The organism is Frateuria sp. GZRe12, assembly GCF_051900535.1.
Lineage (GTDB): Bacteria > Pseudomonadota > Gammaproteobacteria > Xanthomonadales > Rhodanobacteraceae > Frateuria_A.
Genome location: NZ_JBHZGI010000002.1, coordinates 232,529 through 249,723 on the forward strand (window position 1 = coordinate 232,529; position 17,195 = coordinate 249,723).

General features: G+C 69.1%; 16 protein-coding genes. 10 read left to right on the plus strand and 6 right to left on the minus strand.

Annotated elements, in window-relative coordinates; translation table 11 throughout:
- Positions 1–89: 89 nt before the first annotated feature.
- The 4 genes from dcp to ACFWZ4_RS06800 all read right to left on the minus strand — a co-directional run bounded on the left by dcp (position 90) and on the right by ACFWZ4_RS06800 (position 4,325).
- The gene (dcp, locus tag ACFWZ4_RS06785) at positions 90–2,279 is read right to left on the minus strand and encodes a peptidyl-dipeptidase Dcp (RefSeq protein WP_439703970.1); all 2,190 of its coding nucleotides are present in this window, start codon (positions 2,277–2,279) and stop codon (positions 90–92) included.
- A 116-nt stretch (positions 2,280–2,395) separates the two neighbouring features.
- On the minus strand, positions 2,396–2,746 hold the full coding sequence (locus tag ACFWZ4_RS06790; protein ID WP_439703971.1) for a hypothetical protein: 351 nt from the start codon (positions 2,744–2,746) through the stop codon (positions 2,396–2,398).
- Positions 2,747–2,862: 116 nt separating this feature from the next.
- A complete protein-coding gene (gene bioD, locus ACFWZ4_RS06795; protein ID WP_439703972.1) occupies positions 2,863–3,567 on the minus strand; it encodes a dethiobiotin synthase in 705 nt (234 codons plus the stop codon).
- Positions 3,568–3,641: 74 nt separating this feature from the next.
- Positions 3,642–4,325 (minus strand): TMEM175 family protein, encoded by a 684-nt coding sequence (locus tag ACFWZ4_RS06800; RefSeq protein ID WP_439703973.1) that lies wholly within the window; start codon positions 4,323–4,325, stop codon positions 3,642–3,644.
- A 62-nt stretch (positions 4,326–4,387) separates the two neighbouring features.
- Here ACFWZ4_RS06800 and ACFWZ4_RS06805 point away from each other — a divergent pair, with 62 nt between their 5' ends.
- Positions 4,388–4,879 (plus strand): GAF domain-containing protein, encoded by a 492-nt coding sequence (locus tag ACFWZ4_RS06805; protein ID WP_439703974.1) that lies wholly within the window; start codon positions 4,388–4,390, stop codon positions 4,877–4,879.
- A 74-nt stretch (positions 4,880–4,953) separates the two neighbouring features.
- Here the strand turns inward: ACFWZ4_RS06805 and yihA are convergent, their stop codons facing one another.
- The gene (gene yihA / locus ACFWZ4_RS06810) at positions 4,954–5,592 is read right to left on the minus strand and encodes a ribosome biogenesis GTP-binding protein YihA/YsxC (RefSeq protein ID WP_439703975.1); all 639 of its coding nucleotides are present in this window, start codon (positions 5,590–5,592) and stop codon (positions 4,954–4,956) included.
- Positions 5,593–5,710: 118 nt separating this feature from the next.
- On the opposite strand from yihA, the gene ACFWZ4_RS06815 reads away from it, so the two are divergent.
- The 6 genes from ACFWZ4_RS06815 (at position 5,711) to ACFWZ4_RS06840 (ending at position 10,051) form a co-directional block, all read left to right on the plus strand.
- Positions 5,711–6,511, plus strand: a complete 801-nt coding sequence (locus ACFWZ4_RS06815) for a c-type cytochrome (RefSeq protein WP_439703976.1) — start codon at positions 5,711–5,713, stop codon at positions 6,509–6,511.
- Positions 6,512–6,599: 88 nt separating this feature from the next.
- Entirely contained in the window at positions 6,600–7,469 is an 870-nt protein-coding gene (locus tag ACFWZ4_RS06820; RefSeq protein WP_439703977.1) for a thiol:disulfide interchange protein DsbA/DsbL, read from the plus strand.
- Positions 7,470–7,490: 21 nt separating this feature from the next.
- Positions 7,491–8,015 (plus strand): GNAT family N-acetyltransferase, encoded by a 525-nt coding sequence (locus ACFWZ4_RS06825; RefSeq protein ID WP_439703978.1) that lies wholly within the window; start codon positions 7,491–7,493, stop codon positions 8,013–8,015.
- On the plus strand, positions 8,012–8,662 hold the full coding sequence (locus ACFWZ4_RS06830) for a thiol:disulfide interchange protein DsbA/DsbL (RefSeq protein WP_439703979.1): 651 nt from the start codon (positions 8,012–8,014) through the stop codon (positions 8,660–8,662). Before ACFWZ4_RS06825 ends, ACFWZ4_RS06830 begins: the two co-directional genes overlap by 4 nt.
- A gap of 163 nt (positions 8,663–8,825) precedes the next feature.
- Positions 8,826–9,641, plus strand: coding sequence for an endonuclease/exonuclease/phosphatase family protein (locus ACFWZ4_RS06835; RefSeq protein WP_439703980.1), 816 nt, complete (start codon positions 8,826–8,828; stop codon positions 9,639–9,641).
- A complete protein-coding gene (locus ACFWZ4_RS06840) occupies positions 9,638–10,051 on the plus strand; it encodes a hypothetical protein (protein WP_439703981.1) in 414 nt (137 codons plus the stop codon). The genes ACFWZ4_RS06835 and ACFWZ4_RS06840 overlap by 4 nt, the downstream gene beginning before the upstream one ends.
- Here the strand turns inward: ACFWZ4_RS06840 and ACFWZ4_RS06845 are convergent.
- Positions 9,965–11,551, minus strand: coding sequence for a glycoside hydrolase family 17 (locus ACFWZ4_RS06845; protein WP_439703982.1), 1,587 nt, complete (start codon positions 11,549–11,551; stop codon positions 9,965–9,967). The genes ACFWZ4_RS06840 and ACFWZ4_RS06845 overlap by 87 nt on opposite strands.
- 108 nt (positions 11,552–11,659) lie before the next feature.
- Between ACFWZ4_RS06845 and ACFWZ4_RS06850 the strand changes: the two genes are divergently transcribed.
- The 3 genes from ACFWZ4_RS06850 to ACFWZ4_RS06860 all read left to right on the plus strand — a co-directional run bounded on the left by ACFWZ4_RS06850 (position 11,660) and on the right by ACFWZ4_RS06860 (position 17,187).
- Positions 11,660–13,702 carry a transglycosylase SLT domain-containing protein gene (locus ACFWZ4_RS06850; RefSeq protein ID WP_439703983.1) on the plus strand — a complete coding sequence of 681 codons (2,043 nt, stop codon included), beginning with the start codon at positions 11,660–11,662 and terminating at the stop codon, positions 13,700–13,702.
- 1 nt (position 13,703) lies between these two features.
- Positions 13,704–14,936 (plus strand): multifunctional CCA addition/repair protein, encoded by a 1,233-nt coding sequence (locus ACFWZ4_RS06855; protein ID WP_439703984.1) that lies wholly within the window; start codon positions 13,704–13,706, stop codon positions 14,934–14,936.
- A 256-nt stretch (positions 14,937–15,192) separates the two neighbouring features.
- Positions 15,193–17,187: an LTA synthase family protein gene (locus ACFWZ4_RS06860; protein ID WP_439703985.1), complete on the plus strand. Its 1,995-nt coding sequence runs from the start codon at positions 15,193–15,195 to the stop codon at positions 17,185–17,187.
- Positions 17,188–17,195 lie beyond the last annotated feature (8 nt).

The following is a 17,195-nucleotide window of genomic DNA, read 5'->3' on the forward strand; positions in this document are numbered from 1 at the left end:
AGGAGCGCACCTGTGCGCAACCGGGAGGCTCGCCTGCGGGCGTGACACGCACGGGCAAAAAAAGGGCCGGCTTGCGCCGGCCCTTTTTCTTACTTCTCGTTGCCCTCGGGCGCATCCTTCAACCCGCGATCGATCAGCATCGGTTCCACGCTGGGCTCCTTGCCGCGCCAGGCCTTGTACATCTCGGCCAGGTCTTCGGTGTTGCCGCGCGAGAGAACCATCTTGCGGAAGCGGTCGCCGTTGGCGCGGGTCATGCCGCCGTTCTCCTTGAACCACTCGAAGCCGTCGTCGGCCAGCATCTGCGTCCACAGGTAGGCGTAATAGCCGGCGGCGTAGCCATTGCCCCAGATGTGCTGGAAGTAGCTGGAGCGGTAGCGCGGCGGCACGTAGGACAGGTTGATCTTGTCCTTGGTCAGGACATCCATCTCGAACTTGTCCGCGTCCTTCTTCGGCGCGTCGGCCGGCAAGGTGTGCCATCCCATGTCCAGCAGCGCCGCGGCGACCAGCTCGGTCATGTCGTAGCCGCTGTTGAAGTGGCGCGCCTGCTTGATCTTGTCCACCAGCGCCTGCGGCATCGGCTCATGGGTCTTGTAGTTGATCGCGTAGTGCGCGAACACCTTCGGATTGGTCGCCCAGTGCTCGTTGAACTGCGAGGGGAACTCGACGAAGTCGCGCGCGGTGTTGGCGCCGGACAGCGACGGGTATTTGGTATCGGCGAACATGCCGTGCAGCGCGTGACCGAACTCGTGGAACATGGTGATCACGTCATCGAACGACAGCAGCGCGGGCTGGCCCGGCGCCGGCTTGGTGAAGTTGGCGACGTTGAAGACCACCGGCTTGGTGCCGAGCAGGGTCGACTGCTCGACCAGGTTGCTCATCCAGGCGCCGCCACCCTTGTTGTCGCGCTTGAAGTAGTCGCAATAGAACAGCGCCATCGAGGTGCCGTCCTTGTCGAACACCTCGAACACGCGCACGTCCGGCTGCCACACCGGGATGTCGTGGCGCTCCTTGAAGGTCAGGCCGTAGAGCTGGTTGGCGGCGTAGAACACGCCATTCTGCAGCACGTTGTCCAGCTCGAAGTACGGCTTGATCTGGTTCTCGTCCAGGTCGTACTTGGCCTTGCGCACCTGCTCGGCGTAGCGCTGCCAGTCCCACGCGGCCAGCTTGAAGCCGCCGTGCTGCTGGTCGATCACCTGCTGGATGTCGGCCGCTTCCTTGCCGGCGCGGGCGGTCGCGGCCGGCACGAGGTTCTGCATGAAGTCGATGGCGCGCTCGGGCGTCTTGGCCATCTGGTCTTCGAGCTTCCAGGCGGCGAAGGTCGGGTAGCCCAGCAGCTTGGCCTGCTCGGCGCGGATCTGCGCGATGCGCTCGATGGTGGCGCGCGTATCGTTGTCGCCGCCGTGCTCGGCGCGGTCCCAGGACGCCTTGAACAGCGCTTCGCGGGTGGCGCGGTCGTCCAGGTCCTTCAGCGCGGGCTGCTGGGTGGTGTTCTGCAACGGCAGTGTCCACTTGCCGTCGAGCTTGCGGTCCTTGGCCGCCTGCGCGGCGGCGGCGAGGTCGCCCTCGGGCAGGCCCTTGAGCTTGGCCGCATCATCGACGGTGAGCGCGCCGGCCTTGGTCGCGGCCAGCAGCTTGTTGGTGAACTGCGTGCTGAGGGTGGACTCTTCCTTGTTGAGGTCCTTCAGCCTGGCCTTGTCGTCGGCCGAGAGCTTGGCTCCGTTATGGACGAAGTCCTTGTAGGTGACCTCGACCAGGCGCAGCGACTCCGGATCCAGCTTCAGCGTGTCGCGCTGGTTGTAGATCGCCTCCACGCGCTGGAACAGCTTGTCGTTGAGGTAGATCGCGTCGCGGTGGGCGGCGAGCCTGGGCGCCTCGGTTTCCTGCACCTTCTGCAGCGCGTCGGAGGTATTGGCGCCGGTGACCGTGTCGAAGGCCAGCATCGCGCGGTCGAGCAGCGCGCCTGACTTCTCCATCGGGATGAAGGTGTTGTCGAAGGTCGGCGACTCGGGGTTGTCGGCGATCTTCTCGATCTCGGCCAGGTGCTGGCGCATGCCCTCCTCGATCGCCGGCTGGTAGTCGCCCTCGTGGATCTTGTCGAACGGCGGCGCCTGGAACGGCAGCGTGCTGGCGGCGAAGAACGGGTTGGCCTGGGCCGTGCTGGCGCTGGCCGCCGGTGCGCTCGCGGTGGGCGCGGGCGTGGACTGGTTGTCGTTGGACGATTGCGAGCAGGCGGCCATGGCGATCGAGGTGGCGATCACGAGCAGGCGAAGACGAGGCATCGGTATTCCCCAAGGTGGTGTCCGCGACGCGGAACGGGTGAGTCAAGCGTTCGACTCTACCCACACCGGGGCGGGACTTCCAAGGGCCGGAAGTGCGATGCCCTCTCGCCAGGCCGTCAGGCAGCGCGCATGTCGCGCAACTGCCAGCTCGAACCGATCAGCCAGTCGAGCCGTGCGCGCACCACGCGCATCGGCAGGTCGGTGACCAGGTCGATGTCCACGTGCAGGTCGGCGACCTTGGCGCTGGCGGTGGCCAACGGATCGGTCACGGCAAGGCTCATGTCGACCTCGTCCGGGTCCGGCTGCATGGCGCGCCAGCGCTCGAAGAGGCCGGCGCCGCGCAGCGATTCCTGCAATGCAGCGGCCAGGTCGTCCGGACTGGAGCCCTGCCACGACAACGCCGGATCGGCGCCATGCGCGCGGTGGATGTCGTCCACGGAGAGGTAGTAGTGATTGCGGTTGCTCATGCGCGCTCCTGCGTTTGGGCTGGGATGAATCGAAGCATGCGGGGCGTGAAGCGGTTGCCACGCGAAGACGGCGCCATCGGTAGCAGCGCGAAGTACGCTCCTGCAGAAAATCCCGGCTAGTCCACGGGACGGTGGTCGAGCAACGGCGTCAGGTCCAGCCGTGCGGCCTGGACCGGATCGAGGCCATGCGGCAGCACGCCCAGGCAGGGCGCAGGCAGCAGCTGGCGCAGGGTTTCCAGGTTGTCCTCCACCGCCGCCATCGCCGGGTCGATGCGGTTGCCGATCCAGCCGGCCAGGCGGCAGCCATCGGCCTGGATCGCCCGTGCGCTTAGCATCGCGTGATTTAGGCAACCCAGCCGCAACCCGACCACCAGCACCACCGGCAGGTCCCAGTCCCGCGGAATCGCCGAGGCAAGCAGGCCGGGGGCGAGCGGCACCATCCAGCCGCCCACGCCCTCGACCACCACCGCTTCATGCGTGGCGCGCAGCAGGTCGAACGCGGAGCGCAGAGGCGCCATCGCCACCGTCACATGTTCGAGCCGCGCGGCCAGGTGCGGCGAAAGCGGTTCGCGCAGCGCGATGGGATTGATCGATTCATAGGGGAGCGGTTCGCTACCGGCCGCCTGCAGCGCCAGCGCATCCTCGTTGCGCCGCCCGTCCGGCGTTTCCAGGCACCCGCTGGCGACGGGCTTCATGCCGCACGCGGCCAGCCCGCGCGCGCGCAACGCGTGGATCAGCGTACAGGCGGCGTGGGTCTTGCCGATGCCGGTGTCGGTGCCGGCGACGAACAGCGCGAGGCCCGTCTTCGGTTCGTTCTGCATTGCAAGTCCCTGATCAAGCCGTGCGAACGCGCATGTTCCCCGCCGTGACGGACGCGGGCAAGCGCTTCGCGTCTTCAGGCGAGCCCGTGGCGACGGCGGAAGCGCGTGGTGAGCGGCCCGATCAGGAACATCAGCACGTACAGGAAGCCCGGCAAAGACCACAACGCCGGCGGTGCGGACAGCGGCAACAGCAGGGCCGACATCGCCGAAGCCAGCCCGAGCACGGCCGGGACGATCCACACCAGTTGCTCGCGCTGCGCCTCCAGAGGCGAGAAACCCTCGCGTTGCGCACGCCTCGCGGCGTGACCGAACAGCAGCGTCAGCGTGCCGGCCATGCAGGTAAAGGCGATGCCGTAGACCACCAGCAGCGTGCGAATCTCGCTCGCGCCCACCAGCTTGAAGCTGCTCGGCAGCCGGCCGCCGCTGAACATGTTGAACAGGCTGGCGAACATCATGTGCAGCGGGTAGACGAAGATCAGCGCGAAGAACACCAGCAGCAGCGACAGCCACAACCCGGCGCCGTCTGCGCGGGGGCAGCGTCGGCGCCAGCGCACGTGGCCATGCCAGAAGAAGGCGATCATCCAGAAGCACACCGCAAACGCCGGAATGCCGCCGAGCATGTGCAGCAGCGTGGCCGCGCTGTCGGGCACCACGTCGCCGCCGATCACCAGCAGGGTGAGCGTGAAGGCGAACGCGCCATCCACGAACATGTCCAGCCGCCCTGCCTCGATGCCCTCGCGTTGCTCGGTCAGGCTCATCGCTTGGGTCTCCCACCGGATGTCGGGCGCATAATACGGACTTTGCCGCCGGAAACGCGCCGATGTTCCACCTCTCTGAAACCACCTACGCCAGCAAGCGCGAACACTACGCGGACCTGGCCAGCCAGGCGCGCGGCCTGCTCGCCGACGAGCGCGATCTGATCGCCAACGCGGCCAACTTCAGCGCACTGGTGTTCAACAGCCTGCCCGACCTCAACTGGGCCGGCTTTTACCTGTTCGACGGCACCGAGCTGGTGGTCGGCCCGTTCCAGGGCAAGCCGGCCTGCGTGCGCATCGCACTCGGCCGCGGTGTGTGCGGCGCGGCCGCGCGCACGCGGGAAACCCAGCTGGTGCGCGACGTCAACGCGTTCGAGGGCCACATCGCCTGCGACGCGGCCTCGCAGTCGGAGATCGTGGTGCCGCTGGTCAAGCCCGACGGCTCGCTGCTGGGCGTGTGGGACGTTGACAGCCCGCGGGTGGGCCGTTTCGATGAAGACGATCGCGAAGGCATGGCGGCCCTGTGCGAGGTATTCATGGCGTCGCTAGGTCGCTGAGCGCTCCTTTAGGTACGTGACCGCAAAAACCTGGCCGCGCCCACCACTGCGCTCCTGCAGGAGGAGGCGTGTCCTCAGGACTCGCCGCGCGGCGTGCGCAGCAGCGCCAGCACCGCCTCGCGCGCCGGCTCCACGCCGGTGCCGTCGGCGGAGGAAAACACCTGCGCGCTGGCCTGTACCCCATCGGCGAATCCCTTGCGCACCGCCGCCAGCGACTGCATCGCCTGGTTGCGCGAGAGCTTGTCCGCCTTGGTCAGCAGCAAGTGACAGGGCAGGTTCGTCTCGAAACAGAAATCGAGCATCATCCGGTCGAATTCCTTCAGCGGATGGCGGATGTCGGCGATCAGCACCACGCCGCGCAGGCTGCGCCGGCGATGCAGGTAGGCGTCGATCTCCAGCTTCCAGTGCTCGCGCAGTTCTTCGGGCACCTTGGCGTAGCCATAGCCGGGGAGGTCGATCAGGCGTGCCTCCAGCGGCGGCTCGCCCTCGCCCTGCGCGAGCGGTGGCAGCGAGAAGGCGACCATTTGCTGCGTGCGCCCGGGCGTCTTGGAGGTGCGCGCCAACCCCTTGTGCCCGGTCAGCGCATTGAGTGCGCTGGACTTGCCGGCGTTGGAGCGTCCGGCGAACGCCACTTCGGCGCCCTGGTCGGCGGGCAACTGGCTGATGCGATGGGCGGCCAGCACGAACTGCGCGCCGTTGAGCGGATTGGGCATGGGAACGGTTTGACCCGGATGCTGTGGGGCGGGGATAATTCGGCGGTTTCTGCCTGCCGCAAGCCATGTTGGCAGCGGTCCGCGGCGGATCTCAAGCCGTCTTTCGGGAGACAAGTGTATGAGTTTTCGGTCCGCCGGTTTCCGGCCCGCTGCCCTCGGCGGCATGATCGCCCTGGTGTTCGCGCTGTCCGCCAGCGTGGTCGTGGCGCAGGACGCCAAGCCCGCGACTAGCGCGCCGGCGGCCAACGGCCAGCAGGCCGCCGCCACGCCGGGCGCCGCCGCTTCCGCCGCGCAGCCGGCCGCACCGGTCGAAGTCGCCGCCGTGGCCAAGCCCGGTGATGCCACCGCCGGCCAGGGCAAGGCCGCCGCCTGCGGCGCCTGCCACGGCATGGATGGCAACTCCAGCGACGCGCAATACCCGAAGCTGGCCGGCCAGCACGAGGCCTACATCGTCCGCCAGCTGACCCACTTCAAGGCGGGCCAGCGCCAGAACCCCATCATGATGGGCATGGCCGCGCCGCTGTCCGAGCAGGACATGCACGACCTGGGCGCGTACTTCGCCACCAAGCAGTCGCTGCCGGGCGTGGCCGACGCCGCGCTGGTCCAGCAGGGCGAGACGCTGTTCCGGCAGGGCGATGTCGAGCGCGGCATCCCCGCCTGCATGGCGTGCCACAGCATCGACGGCCGCGGCAATCCGGGCGCGGCGTATCCGCAGCTGACCAGCCAGCACGCGCAGTACATCGAGAAGACCCTCAAGTCCTGGCGCGACGGCACCACCTGGGGCGAAGATGCGCAGGCCAAGATCATGCCGGCGATCGCCCGGAAGCTGGACGACAAGGACATCGCCGCGTTGTCGAGCTACGTCGAAGGCCTGCACGTGAACGACGCAGCGGGCCCGAACAAGCCGGCCACGCCCTGATCGAACCACACGCCGGCCCCCATGCCGGCGTGTCGGTTTCCAGCCTTGGGATGCTTCGTGCATCCCCATCCCACGCCCCGAGGTTCCCATGCTCAAGCGCCTGCCGATCCTGTGTGCCGCCCTGCTCGCCCTCGCCGCCTGCAGCCATGACAGCGACACCGGCAACGCGCCCGCGTCCCCGAGCAGCACGACGGCCACCGCGCCGGCTGCCCCTGTCGCGCCGGCCGCAAGCGGCACCAGCGCCACCCCGGCTCCCGCCGCCAGCGCGCCGGCCAGCGCCGGCACCGCTACCACCACGCCGACGCCGGCTGCGCCGCCGGCCGAGCCGTTCGTCGACAACGGCAAGTGGGTCGAGGGCAAGAACTACTTCCGCATCGAGCCGGCCCAGCCCAAGGCCACCTCCACCGACAGGATCGAGGTGACCGAGGTGTTCTCCTACGGCTGCCCGGCCTGCAACCAGTTCCATCCGGTGGTTGGCCAACTCGCCGCCAGCCTGCCGTCGAACGCCGTGATGGCCTACCTGCCGGCTTCGTTCATCCCGCAGGAGAACTGGCCGATGCTGCAGCGCGCCTACTTCACCGCCAAGGCGCTCGGCGTGGCCGACAAGTGCAACGACGCGATGTACGACGCGGTGTGGAAGAGCGGCGAGCTGTCCGCCATGAACCAGGCCGGCAACGGCCTCAAGCCGCATGACGCGCTGCCGACCATCGCCGACGCCGCCAAGGTCTATGCCAAGTGCGGCGCCGATCCGAAGGAATTCGTCGCGGTCGCCAACTCCTTCAGCATCAACACGCAGATGAAGCGCGCCGACGACCTGATCAAGGCCTACGGCGTCACCGGCACGCCGACCGTGATCGTCAACGGCAAGTACCGCTTCGATGTCGGCAATGCCGGCGGCTACCCGCAGACCATCGAGCTGGCCAAGTGGCTGGTGGCGAAGGAAGCGGCCGGGAAGTAAACGGCCCTGCCCGCCACCTCCGTGCGGGTCGCTCTCGAAGCACTGTCGCGCGAGCACCTGCGCGAGCTTGCTCACGGCGGCATCCCGCCCGGGCTGGCCGCACGCGCCCTGGCCGGCGCCTTGCCACCGGCCAGGGTCGCGTCCCGGGCGCTGGCACGCCGCGACGCCGGCCACGCGCAGCCATGGTGCGAGGTCTTCGCCGTGGCAAGAGCGTCGGACGGCACCATCGTGGGCGGCTGCGGTTTCAAGGGGGAGCCGGTGGACGGTCGCGCCGGCATCTTCTACGGCGTAGCGCCCGCGCAGCGTGGCCAGGGGATCGCCACGGCTGCCGTCAGGCTGTTGGTGGCGCGCGCTTTCGCCCAGGGCGCGCAGGGCGTCCTTGCGGAAATCCTGCCGGGGAACATTGCGTCCGAACGCACGGTCCAGGCTTGCGGATTCGTGCGCCTCGGCGAGCACGTCGCCGCGGATGACGAAGTGGTGGTTCAATGGCTGGCTCGCGAAACACGTTCGCTCTTCATGCATCCGGTTCCAGGGAGTACTCCATGATCAAGCACCTCGCCCGCCTGCGCCTGCTGACCCTGCTCGGCGGCCTGCTGCTGGCCACCGCCTGCAGTGCCTCGCCGGAGACCCCGGCGCCGTTCACCGAGGGCGAGCAGTACGTGACGCTGCCGGGGCCGCACCAGCGGCTGAGCCCCGAGGGCAAGGTCGAAGTGGTCGAGGTGTTCTCCTACGGCTGCGTCCATTGCGCGCACTTCGCGCCGTCCGCCGAGGAACTGCGCAAGTCGCTGCCCGAGGGCGTGGTATTCAAGCTGCTGCCGGCGCCGTTCAACGATGCCTGGATGCCCTACGCCCGTGCCTATTACGCGGCAAAGCAACTGGGCGTGGTCGATCGCACCCATCTGGCCCTGTTCAAGGCCAAGTTCGAGGACCACTACCCGATCGCCACCCTGGACGAGCTGGCCGATTTCTACGCGCGCCAGGGCGTGGACCGCGCGAAATTCCTGCGGATCGCCAACTCCGACGCGGCGACCGCGCAGATGAAGAAGGACTTCGACCTGCTGCAGAAGTGGCAGATCGACGGCACGCCAACCATCGTGGTGGACGGCAAGTACCGCAGCGCGCAGGTGAAGACGCTGGACGAACTGGTCGCGCTCACCCGCTGGCTGGTCGACCGCGAGCTGGCCGGCAAGTGACGCGGCGCGCTTCGCGTTCACGCACGACAGGCGATCCTCGTCGGGACCGCTCGCCCTGAGCGTCCGCACCGCAGTCGCGGGGTTCCCCGACTTCGGCGCGCTTCACCCCGGGGGCGAGCGCCAGCAACGACCGCCGCCCCGTCCCGCCTGCCTATTGCCCTCAATGACCAGCGCCGCAAAAGCTTCCCCTGACAAGGCTCCCGCCGAGCGCCGCCTGCGGCTGCTCAGTTGCAACATCCTGGCCGGTGCCAGCGTGCAGCGCTATCACGAGTACGTGACCCGCAGCATCAATGCGGTGTTGCCCGGCCGCAGCAAACTGGACAACCTCGACCGCCTGGCCGAGGTGCTGCCGCAATTCGACGTGATCGGCCTGCAGGAAGCCGACGCCGGCAGCCTGCGCTCGGGCTTTCTCAACCAGACCCGCTACCTGGCCGAGGCCTCCGGCCTGCCGTTCTGGAGCCACCAGCCGAACCGACCGATGGCGCGGCTGGCGCATTCGGCCAACGGCCTGATCAGCCGGATGGAGCCGCACAGCGTCTTCGACTACCCGCTGCCCAGCCGCATTCCCGGCCGCGGCGCCCTGCTGGTGCGCTACGGCGACGAGGCGCAGGCACTGACCGTGATGATCGCCCACCTCTCGCTGTCGGCGCAGGCGCGCGCGCGCCAGCTCGCCTTCATCGCCGAGGTGCTGCACGGCTATCCCAACGTGGTGCTGATGGGCGACCTCAACACCGAGGCGCACAGCGCCGAGATGCGCCACCTGTTCGCGCGCTGCAGCCTGCAGCCGCCCGAGCAGCCTACGCCTACCTTCCCGAGCTGGAAGCCGCGGCGGGCGCTGGACCACATCCTGCTGTCCGAGTCGCTCACGCTGGAACGCGTGTGGGCGCTGCCCCAGGCGTTCTCCGATCACCTGCCGCTGGCGGCGGAAATCCGCCTTCCCGCCCCACTGGCGCCACGCGCCCACCGGTTGCGCCGATGACCCGTACGCTGCGCCTGGTCCTGCCCTGGTTCACCCTCGCGCTGGTGGCGCTCGCCGCCTCGGCATTGCGCTACGGCGTGATCGAGCCGCCGGCGGTGGCCCACCTTTGCACCGCCGGCGGTGGTCCCGGCTGGTGCGCCTGGCGGGAGTGGGCCGTGCTCGGTTTCCTGGGCTACACCTACGGCTATGCGGCGCTCACCGCCGCCTTCATCGCGCTGTTCTGGCGCCACCCGCTGGCCGCGTGGCTGGCGGCCGCGCTGGGCGTGGCCGCGCTGGTGCTGTATTGCTTCGAGGCCGGCGCGTTCGCACTGCTGGTAGGCGCGCTACGGCTGCTGCGGGCGCAGGCGGATGCGCTGCCCCCACGCAGCCACTACGGGAATGGCGAGCGCAAGGTTCAGCCCCAGCCATAGCCAGGCCGTGAGGTTCAGTCCGACCTCCTGCACCACCACCAGCGTTCCGAGCGCCGGCAGCAGCCCGGCCAGCAGGCAATGCTCAAGCGACGGGCGCGCCGGCCGCGGATCGAGCCAGGCAGCGAGCGCGTAGCCCGCGCAGGGCAGCACGAACAGGCCGAGCGGGAAGTCGCGGTAGCGGCCGTCGAACACCAGCAGCAGGTCGTACCAGGCCAAGGCGAACAGCCAGCCCAGCGACAGCCAGGCCGGTGCTGACGGGCCGGCCTCCCGGCCGGCCAGCCGACGCGCCAGGCCGCGCGCGAGCCACAGCACCGTCGCCAGCGCGGCCACGCAGGCGGCGATGGACACGCCCCATTCGAGCAGGCCGCGGCAGGCGTGGACCATCTGCCGACCCTGCCAGGCCAGCGCGGTGCCACTGGCGAAACCGGCCAGCGCCAGGCCGCCGGCACCTCGCCACGAGCGAGATCCACCGGCCAGCCCGAACAGCAGGGCCCCGAGCGCCCCGGCGATCCAGCCCCACCACCAGCGCGGCTCCTCCACCACGGGCCCGGTCATCGCAAACTTCGGCCGCGCATCCACGTCGAAGATTCCCCAGTAGCCGCCCACGGTGCCTTCCTGCGCGCGCTTCCACGGCTGATCGAACGCCTCGATCACGTTGTAGGGCATGTGCACCTTCGCCGCGTAGCCGAGGAACTCGCGCAGGTAGCGCGCCTCGTTGACCAGCGTCGCGCGGGCCGCGCGGCGCGGGCGACCCGCGCTGGGCCAGCCGGTCTCGCCGATCATCACCCGTTTGCCGGGAAACGCGCGCTGCATCTGCGCGTAGACCTGCGCGACGTGGCGCACGGCATGCTCTGGCGGCACCGGCTCGTCTTCCCAATAGGGCAGGATGTGGATGGTCAGGTAGTCGACCGCGTCGGCCACCCGCGGGTAGCGCAACCAGAACTCCCACACGTCGGCATAGGTCACCGGCACCGACGCCGGAATCGCCGCGCGCACCTGTCGCACGTAGCCGGCCAGTGTTTCCGGCGCAAGCTCGCCGCGCAGCAGCACCTCGTTGCCGACGATGACCCCGCGCAGCACCTGGGCATTTTCTTTGGCCGTGGCGATGCCCTTGGCGATTTCCTGCGCGTTGGCGGTCGGGTCGCGGCCCAGCCAGATGCCCATCAGTACCTGCATGCCGTAGCGCCGGGCGATCGACGGCACCGCTGCCAGGCCCTGGCCCTGCGAGTAGGTGCGCACGCAGTCGAAGCGTTGCGACAGCGCGCGCAGGTCGGCGTCGATGCGTTCGGGGCTGATGAAGGTGGTCGGGTCGTACGGCGTCTCGCCCGGCCGGCGGTACGGCGCATACGACACGCAGGCGATGCGCGAGGACGGCGCATCCGGCAGCGCCACCGGGCGCCCTATCCACCACCAGCCGATCAAGCCGGCCAGGGTTGCCAGCACGAGCGAGGCCCACACGGGCCAGTGCGGGCGGGAGCGGGGCGCGGAAGCTACGGCCATGGGCTTGCGTGGTCCAACCAAAACGGCGAGCTTACCGGCAGCAGTCCCGAAGGGCACGGGCGTATGCCATTAACGCTGCGCTTACCGGCCCTTACTACACTTGCGACGATGATCCCGAACGCCTCCCCGGCCGCGCACGCGCGGCGCCCCTTGTCGTACCTCCTGTTCACCCTGGCCGCCTGGTGCTTCCTCGCGGCGACGGTGCATGCCGCGCCCTCGCTGGCCGAGCAGCGCATCGCCTTCCAACAGGCCTGGGCCGTGGCGCAGCAGGGTGGCGATGGCTGGCGCAGCTGGGCCAAGGGGCTGACCGGCTACCCGCTTTATCCCTATCTGGAGGAAGCGGCGCTGGAACACGACGTGGACACGCTCGACCGCGCCACCGTCGCCGGCTTCCTCGATCGCCACCCTGACTTGCTGCCGGCCGCCGACCTGCGCCGCGCGTGGTTGCGCAGCCAGGCGCGCCAGCAGCACTGGGACGATTTCCTGGCGCTGTACCAGCCCGGCCTCGGCGACACGCTCACCTGCGATGCGCTGCAGGCGAAGCTGGCGCAGGGCGGCACGCTCGACTTCGAGAGTGACCTTGCCTCGCTGTGGGACCGTCCCAGCCTGCCCAACGCCTGCGACCCGGTGCTCGACGCCGCGCACGATGCCGGCCTGCTCACCAACGCGCGCCTGTGGACGCGCATCGACCGCGCGCTCGATGCCGGCCAGGGCGGTACCGTCGCCGCGCTGGCGGGCTGGCTGTCGGGCGACGAAGGCAAGGCGGCCGCGCGCCTGGCGCAAGCGCTCCGCGATCCGGCCGCCGCCGTCGCCGACGCGATGAACTGGCCCGACACCCCGCGCCACCGCCAGGCCGCCGCGCTGGCGCTCAAGCGTCTGGCCCGCCGCGACACCGACGCCGCCGATGCCGGCTGGCAGCGCCTCGCGCCGCGCTTCAGCTTCACGCCCACCCAGCGCGATGGCGTGCTCTACGCGCTGGCGCTGTTCCACGCCACCGACTTCGACGAGCACGCGCTGGTCCGCCTGGCCAGCCTTCCCGCCGACGCCCAGACCGACACCAGCCGCGAATGGCGCGCCCGCGTGGCGCTGGCGCGGCAGGACTGGCCCGCCGTGCTTGCCGCCATCGACGCCATGCCCGCCGGTCAGCAGGACGAGGACGAGTGGCGTTATTTCCGCGCCCGCGCGCTGGCCGCGAGCGGTCAGGCCGCCCGGGCCAACGCGCTTTACGCGCAGCTGGCGCAGGAGCCGACCTACTACGGCTTCCTCGCCGCCGATCGCGTGCAGGACGCATACGCGATCTGCCCGCTCGATCCGCCCGATGACGGGCAACGCGAGCAGGAGCTGCTGGCCAGGCCCGGCCTGCAACGGGCCTTCGAACTGTTCGCCGTGGACCTGCCGCAGCTGGCGCGGCGCGAGTGGTCGCGCGCGCTCGCCGACGCCGATGCCACCACGCTGCGGGTCGCCGCGCGGCTGGCCTACGAACGCGGCTGGTACGACCGCGCCGTGTTCACCTATTCCAGCGGCGACGCCCTGCGTTATTACGACCAACGCTTCCCGCTGGCCAGCCAGGACGGCGTGGTGCCGCAGGCGCAGCAGGCCGGCATCGACCCGTCCTGGGCCTACGCAATTGCCCGCGCCGAGAGTGCCTGGATGAGCGACGCGCACTCGGGCGCCGACGCGCGCGGCCTGATGCAGCTCGTGCCGGCCACCGCGGCGCAGGTCGCCAGGAAGAACGGGCTGGCCTGGAGCGGCGGTGAGTCGCTGTACGACCCGGCCGTCAACATCATGCTCGGCACGCGCTACCTGGCGCAGATGGCCGCGCGCTTCAACGGCGCGCCGTGGCTGGCCAGCGCCGCCTACAACGCCGGCCCGAACAAGGTCGACCAGTGGCTGGTCGAGCGCGGCAGTTTGCCGCCGGACCTGTTCGTGGCGACCATTCCGTACCATGAGACCCGCGACTACGTGGCCCGCGTGATGGCCTTCGCCGTGATCTACGACTGGCGCCTGTCCGGCAAGGCGTTGCCGCTGGCATCGCGGATGCCGGCGATCGGCCAGCCGTACAGCCTTCCGGACGTCCATACGCCGCGCAAGGACGTGATGTGCCCCGCGACCGCATCGGCCGACCAGGCCGCCGCCGGCGTGACGCACTGACATGCGTCGCTACCTGGTCGGCGGCGCGGTGCGCGATCGGCTGCTGGGACGGCCGATCGTCGATCACGACCACGTGGTCGTGGGCGCCACGCCGGACGACATGCTGGCCCAGGGCTTCAAGCCGGTAGGCAAGGATTTCCCGGTATTCCTGCACCCGGACACGGGCGAGGAATACGCGCTGGCGCGCACCGAGCGCAAGACCGGACACGGCTACCACGGCTTCGCCTTCCACGCCGATCCGGGCGTGACACTGGAAGAGGACCTGGCGCGGCGCGACCTCACCATCAACGCCATCGCGCAGGGCGAGGACGGCACGCTGGTCGATCCTTTCCACGGCCAGCGCGACATCGGGCAACGCGTGCTGCGGCACGTCTCGCCGGCCTTCGTGGAGGATCCCGTGCGCTTGCTCCGCGTGGCGCGTTTCGCCGCGCGCTTCGCGCCGCTGGGTTTCCACGTGGCCGAAGAAACCATGGCGCTGATGCGCGCGATGGTCGCCGACGGCGAGGTCGACCACCTGGTGCCCGAACGCGTGTGGGCCGAAACCCGTCGCGCGCTGGCCGAAGCGCAACCGTCGGCGTTCGTGCGCGTGCTCCGCGAAGCCGGCGCGCTGGCGGTGCTGTTTCCGGAAGTCGATGCACTCTATGGCGTGCCGCAGCGGGCCGAATACCACCCCGAGATCGATACCGGCGTGCACCTCGAACTGGTGCTGGACATGGCCGCGCGCCTGGCGCCCGGTGACGACCTGGTCGGGTTCTGCGCGCTATGCCACGACCTCGGCAAGGCATGCACGCCAGCGGACGTTCTGCCCAGCCACATTGGCCACGAACACAGCGGCGTGGCGCCGCTGCGCGCGCTGGCCGCGCGACTGAAGGTGCCGACCGAACACGCCGCACTGGCCGAACTGGCCTGCCGCGAGCACCTCAATGCGCATCGCGCGCTGGAGCTGAAACCGGCCACGGTGCTGCGGCTGCTGACCAAGCTCGACGCCCTGCGCCGGCCGCAGCGGCTGGAGGCGTTCCTCACCGTCTGCGAGGCGGACAAGCGCGGGCGACTGGGGCGGGCGGAAGCGGCGTACCCACAAGCGGAATTCCTGCGCGCGGCGCGGGAGGCGGCGGGCGCCGTGGGCTCGAGTGAATTTGTGGAGCGCGGCCTCACCGGTCCGGCGATCGGCGAAGCGATGGAGAGGGCACGCGTAGGGGCGATCGCTACCATTCCCAAGCCCGCCGCAGGTTGAGCTCTCTCTCCCTCCCGGGAGAGGACTGGAGTGAGGGGTCAAGGCTTGCGGAGTAGTGTGGATGAAGCCCCACGTACTCTTGCTTTCGGCAAAAGGAACCGTCGCGTCATGGCGGCTCGGGCGAACCCAGCCCCTGACTCCAACCCTCGCCCCGGAGGGAAGAATACGCCGGGACTCTCGCGAGCCCGCGGCCTGCTAAGCGCCGGCCAAGCCCGACGCTGTATAAAGACCCGTTGCATTCCGGACCCGACAAGCCATGTCCTTGACCGCCCTGCCCGACCGCCCGCTCCGCCAGCGCTTTCGTCCGCTGTGGTGGCTCGGCGTCACTTACCTGTTGATCGGTGCCATCACCCGCATCGTGCTGCTGGCGATGACCGGCCCCGGCGTCCCGCACAATCCCTTGTACTGGCTTTACGCCTTCGGCATCGGCGCCTGCTACGACCTGGTCACGCTGCTCTACGTGGCCTGGCCGCTGCTGCTGTTCCTGTGGCTGGTGCCACGGCGCACGTATGTGTCGCGCGCGGGACAATGGGCGCTCTATCTGCTGGCGTTGCTGCTGGTGTACTGGCTGCTGTTCGTGGCCGCCTCGGAATTCGTCTTCTGGGGCGAGTTCGGCGTGCGCTTCAATTTCATCGCGGTCGATTACCTGGTCTACACCACGGAGGTGATCGGCAACATCCGCGAGTCCTATCCGATCGGCCTGTGGATGAGCCTGATCGGCCTGCTGGCGCTCGCGATCGTCTGGCTGGGCCGTCGCTGGCTGCGCACGGTCGACGCGGGCAGCCGCTTCCTGGGCCGCGGCAAGGTGGTGCTGGTCTGGCTGGTGCTCACCATCGTTTCGGTGCTGGCGGTCAACGGCACCATGAAGGATCGCAGCGACAACACCTACGTCAACGAACTGGCCGGCAACGGCATCTACCAGTTCTTCAACGCCTTCCGCAGCAGTCACCTGGACTACTCGCGCTTCTACCGCACGTTGCCCGAGCAGGCGGCGTTCGAACGCGTGCGCAAGGGCCTACAGACGCCCGACGCCACCTACGTCAGCAACGATCCCTACGACCTCACCCGCGCGATCCGCAACCCTGGCCCGGAGCAGCATCTGAACGTGGTGCTGATCAGCGTGGAAAGCCTGTCGGCCGATTTCCTCAAGACGTTCGGCGCCAGCCACGGCGAGATCACCCCGCACCTGGACGCGCTGGCCGGCAACAGCCTGTTCTTCGACAACGTCTACGCCAACGGCACGCGCACGGTGCGCGGGCTGGAGGCACTGTCGCTGTCGATCCCCCCGACGCCGGGCGATTCGGTGCTCAAGATGCACCACAACGAGAACCTGTTCTCGCTGGCCGGCATCTTCAACGATCGCGGCTACGTGTCGGAGTTCCTCTACGGCGGCTACGGCTACTTCGACAACATGAACTACTTCTTCGGCCACAACGGATACATTCCGGTGGACCGCAAGGACATCCCCAAGGACGCGGTCATCCACAGCGAGAACGTCTGGGGCGTTGCCGACGAGGACCTGTACACGCTGGCGCTGGGCGAGATGGACAAGATCCATGGGCAGGGCAAGCCGTTCTTCCTGCACGTCATGACCACCTCCAACCATCGCCCGTTCACCTTCCCGGCCGGTCGCGTGAAGGAGCGCAACGGCACGCGCGAAGGCGCGGTGGCCTACACCGACTGGTCGATCGCCGATTTCATCGAGCGCGCGCGCAAGCGAGCCTATTTCGACGACACCGTATTCGTGATCACCGCCGACCACGATTCGTCCAGCGCCGGCAAGACCAGCCTGCCGGTGAACCGCTATCACATCCCGCTGTGGATCTACGCGCCCGGGCACATCGCGCCGCGACGGGTGGACCGCTTCATGAGCCAGATCGACATCGCGCCGACGCTGCTCGGGCTCCTGCACTTCAGCTACCGCAGCCGCTTCTTCGGCTACGACATCTTCCAGTTGCCGCCCGGGCGCGAGCGGGCGTTCCCGGCCACCTACGAGAAGCTCGGCTACCTGCGCCAGGGGTTGCTGACGATCCTGGAGCCGCAGAAGAAGATCGAACAGTTCCGCCCCGATTTCGAAACCGGTGACGCGGCGCCGGCGCATCCGCGCAACCCGGAGGACAGCGACGACGCGACCGCGTACTACCAGGTTGCCGCCGAGCTGTTCAAACAGGGCAAGCTGGTGCGCCGCCCCGAGGACAGGACGCCGGTGCAACCGCTGCCAGCGGCGGCGAGCAGCGTCGCGTCGCCATGACCGAGCTC

What these genes read in the sequence shown, in the direction of transcription:
- dcp (WP_439703970.1), bottom strand. Translation starts at nt 2,279, where the DNA reads ATGCCTCGTCTTCGCCTGCTCGTGATCGCCACCTCGATCGCCATGGCC.
- ACFWZ4_RS06790 (WP_439703971.1), bottom strand. Translation starts at nt 2,746, where the DNA reads ATGAGCAACCGCAATCACTACTACCTCTCCGTGGACGACATCCACCGC.
- bioD (WP_439703972.1), bottom strand. Translation starts at nt 3,567, where the DNA reads ATGCAGAACGAACCGAAGACGGGCCTCGCGCTGTTCGTCGCCGGCACC.
- ACFWZ4_RS06800 (WP_439703973.1), bottom strand. Translation starts at nt 4,325, where the DNA reads ATGAGCCTGACCGAGCAACGCGAGGGCATCGAGGCAGGGCGGCTGGAC.
- ACFWZ4_RS06805 (WP_439703974.1), top strand. Translation starts at nt 4,388, where the DNA reads ATGTTCCACCTCTCTGAAACCACCTACGCCAGCAAGCGCGAACACTAC.
- yihA (WP_439703975.1), bottom strand. Translation starts at nt 5,592, where the DNA reads ATGCCCAATCCGCTCAACGGCGCGCAGTTCGTGCTGGCCGCCCATCGC.
- ACFWZ4_RS06815 (WP_439703976.1), top strand. Translation starts at nt 5,711, where the DNA reads ATGAGTTTTCGGTCCGCCGGTTTCCGGCCCGCTGCCCTCGGCGGCATG.
- ACFWZ4_RS06820 (WP_439703977.1), top strand. Translation starts at nt 6,600, where the DNA reads ATGCTCAAGCGCCTGCCGATCCTGTGTGCCGCCCTGCTCGCCCTCGCC.
- ACFWZ4_RS06830 (WP_439703979.1), top strand. Translation starts at nt 8,012, where the DNA reads ATGATCAAGCACCTCGCCCGCCTGCGCCTGCTGACCCTGCTCGGCGGC.
- ACFWZ4_RS06835 (WP_439703980.1), top strand. Translation starts at nt 8,826, where the DNA reads ATGACCAGCGCCGCAAAAGCTTCCCCTGACAAGGCTCCCGCCGAGCGC.
- ACFWZ4_RS06840 (WP_439703981.1), top strand. Translation starts at nt 9,638, where the DNA reads ATGACCCGTACGCTGCGCCTGGTCCTGCCCTGGTTCACCCTCGCGCTG.
- ACFWZ4_RS06845 (WP_439703982.1), bottom strand. Translation starts at nt 11,551, where the DNA reads ATGGCCGTAGCTTCCGCGCCCCGCTCCCGCCCGCACTGGCCCGTGTGG.
- ACFWZ4_RS06850 (WP_439703983.1), top strand. Translation starts at nt 11,660, where the DNA reads ATGATCCCGAACGCCTCCCCGGCCGCGCACGCGCGGCGCCCCTTGTCG.
- ACFWZ4_RS06855 (WP_439703984.1), top strand. Translation starts at nt 13,704, where the DNA reads ATGCGTCGCTACCTGGTCGGCGGCGCGGTGCGCGATCGGCTGCTGGGA.
- ACFWZ4_RS06860 (WP_439703985.1), top strand. Translation starts at nt 15,193, where the DNA reads ATGTCCTTGACCGCCCTGCCCGACCGCCCGCTCCGCCAGCGCTTTCGT.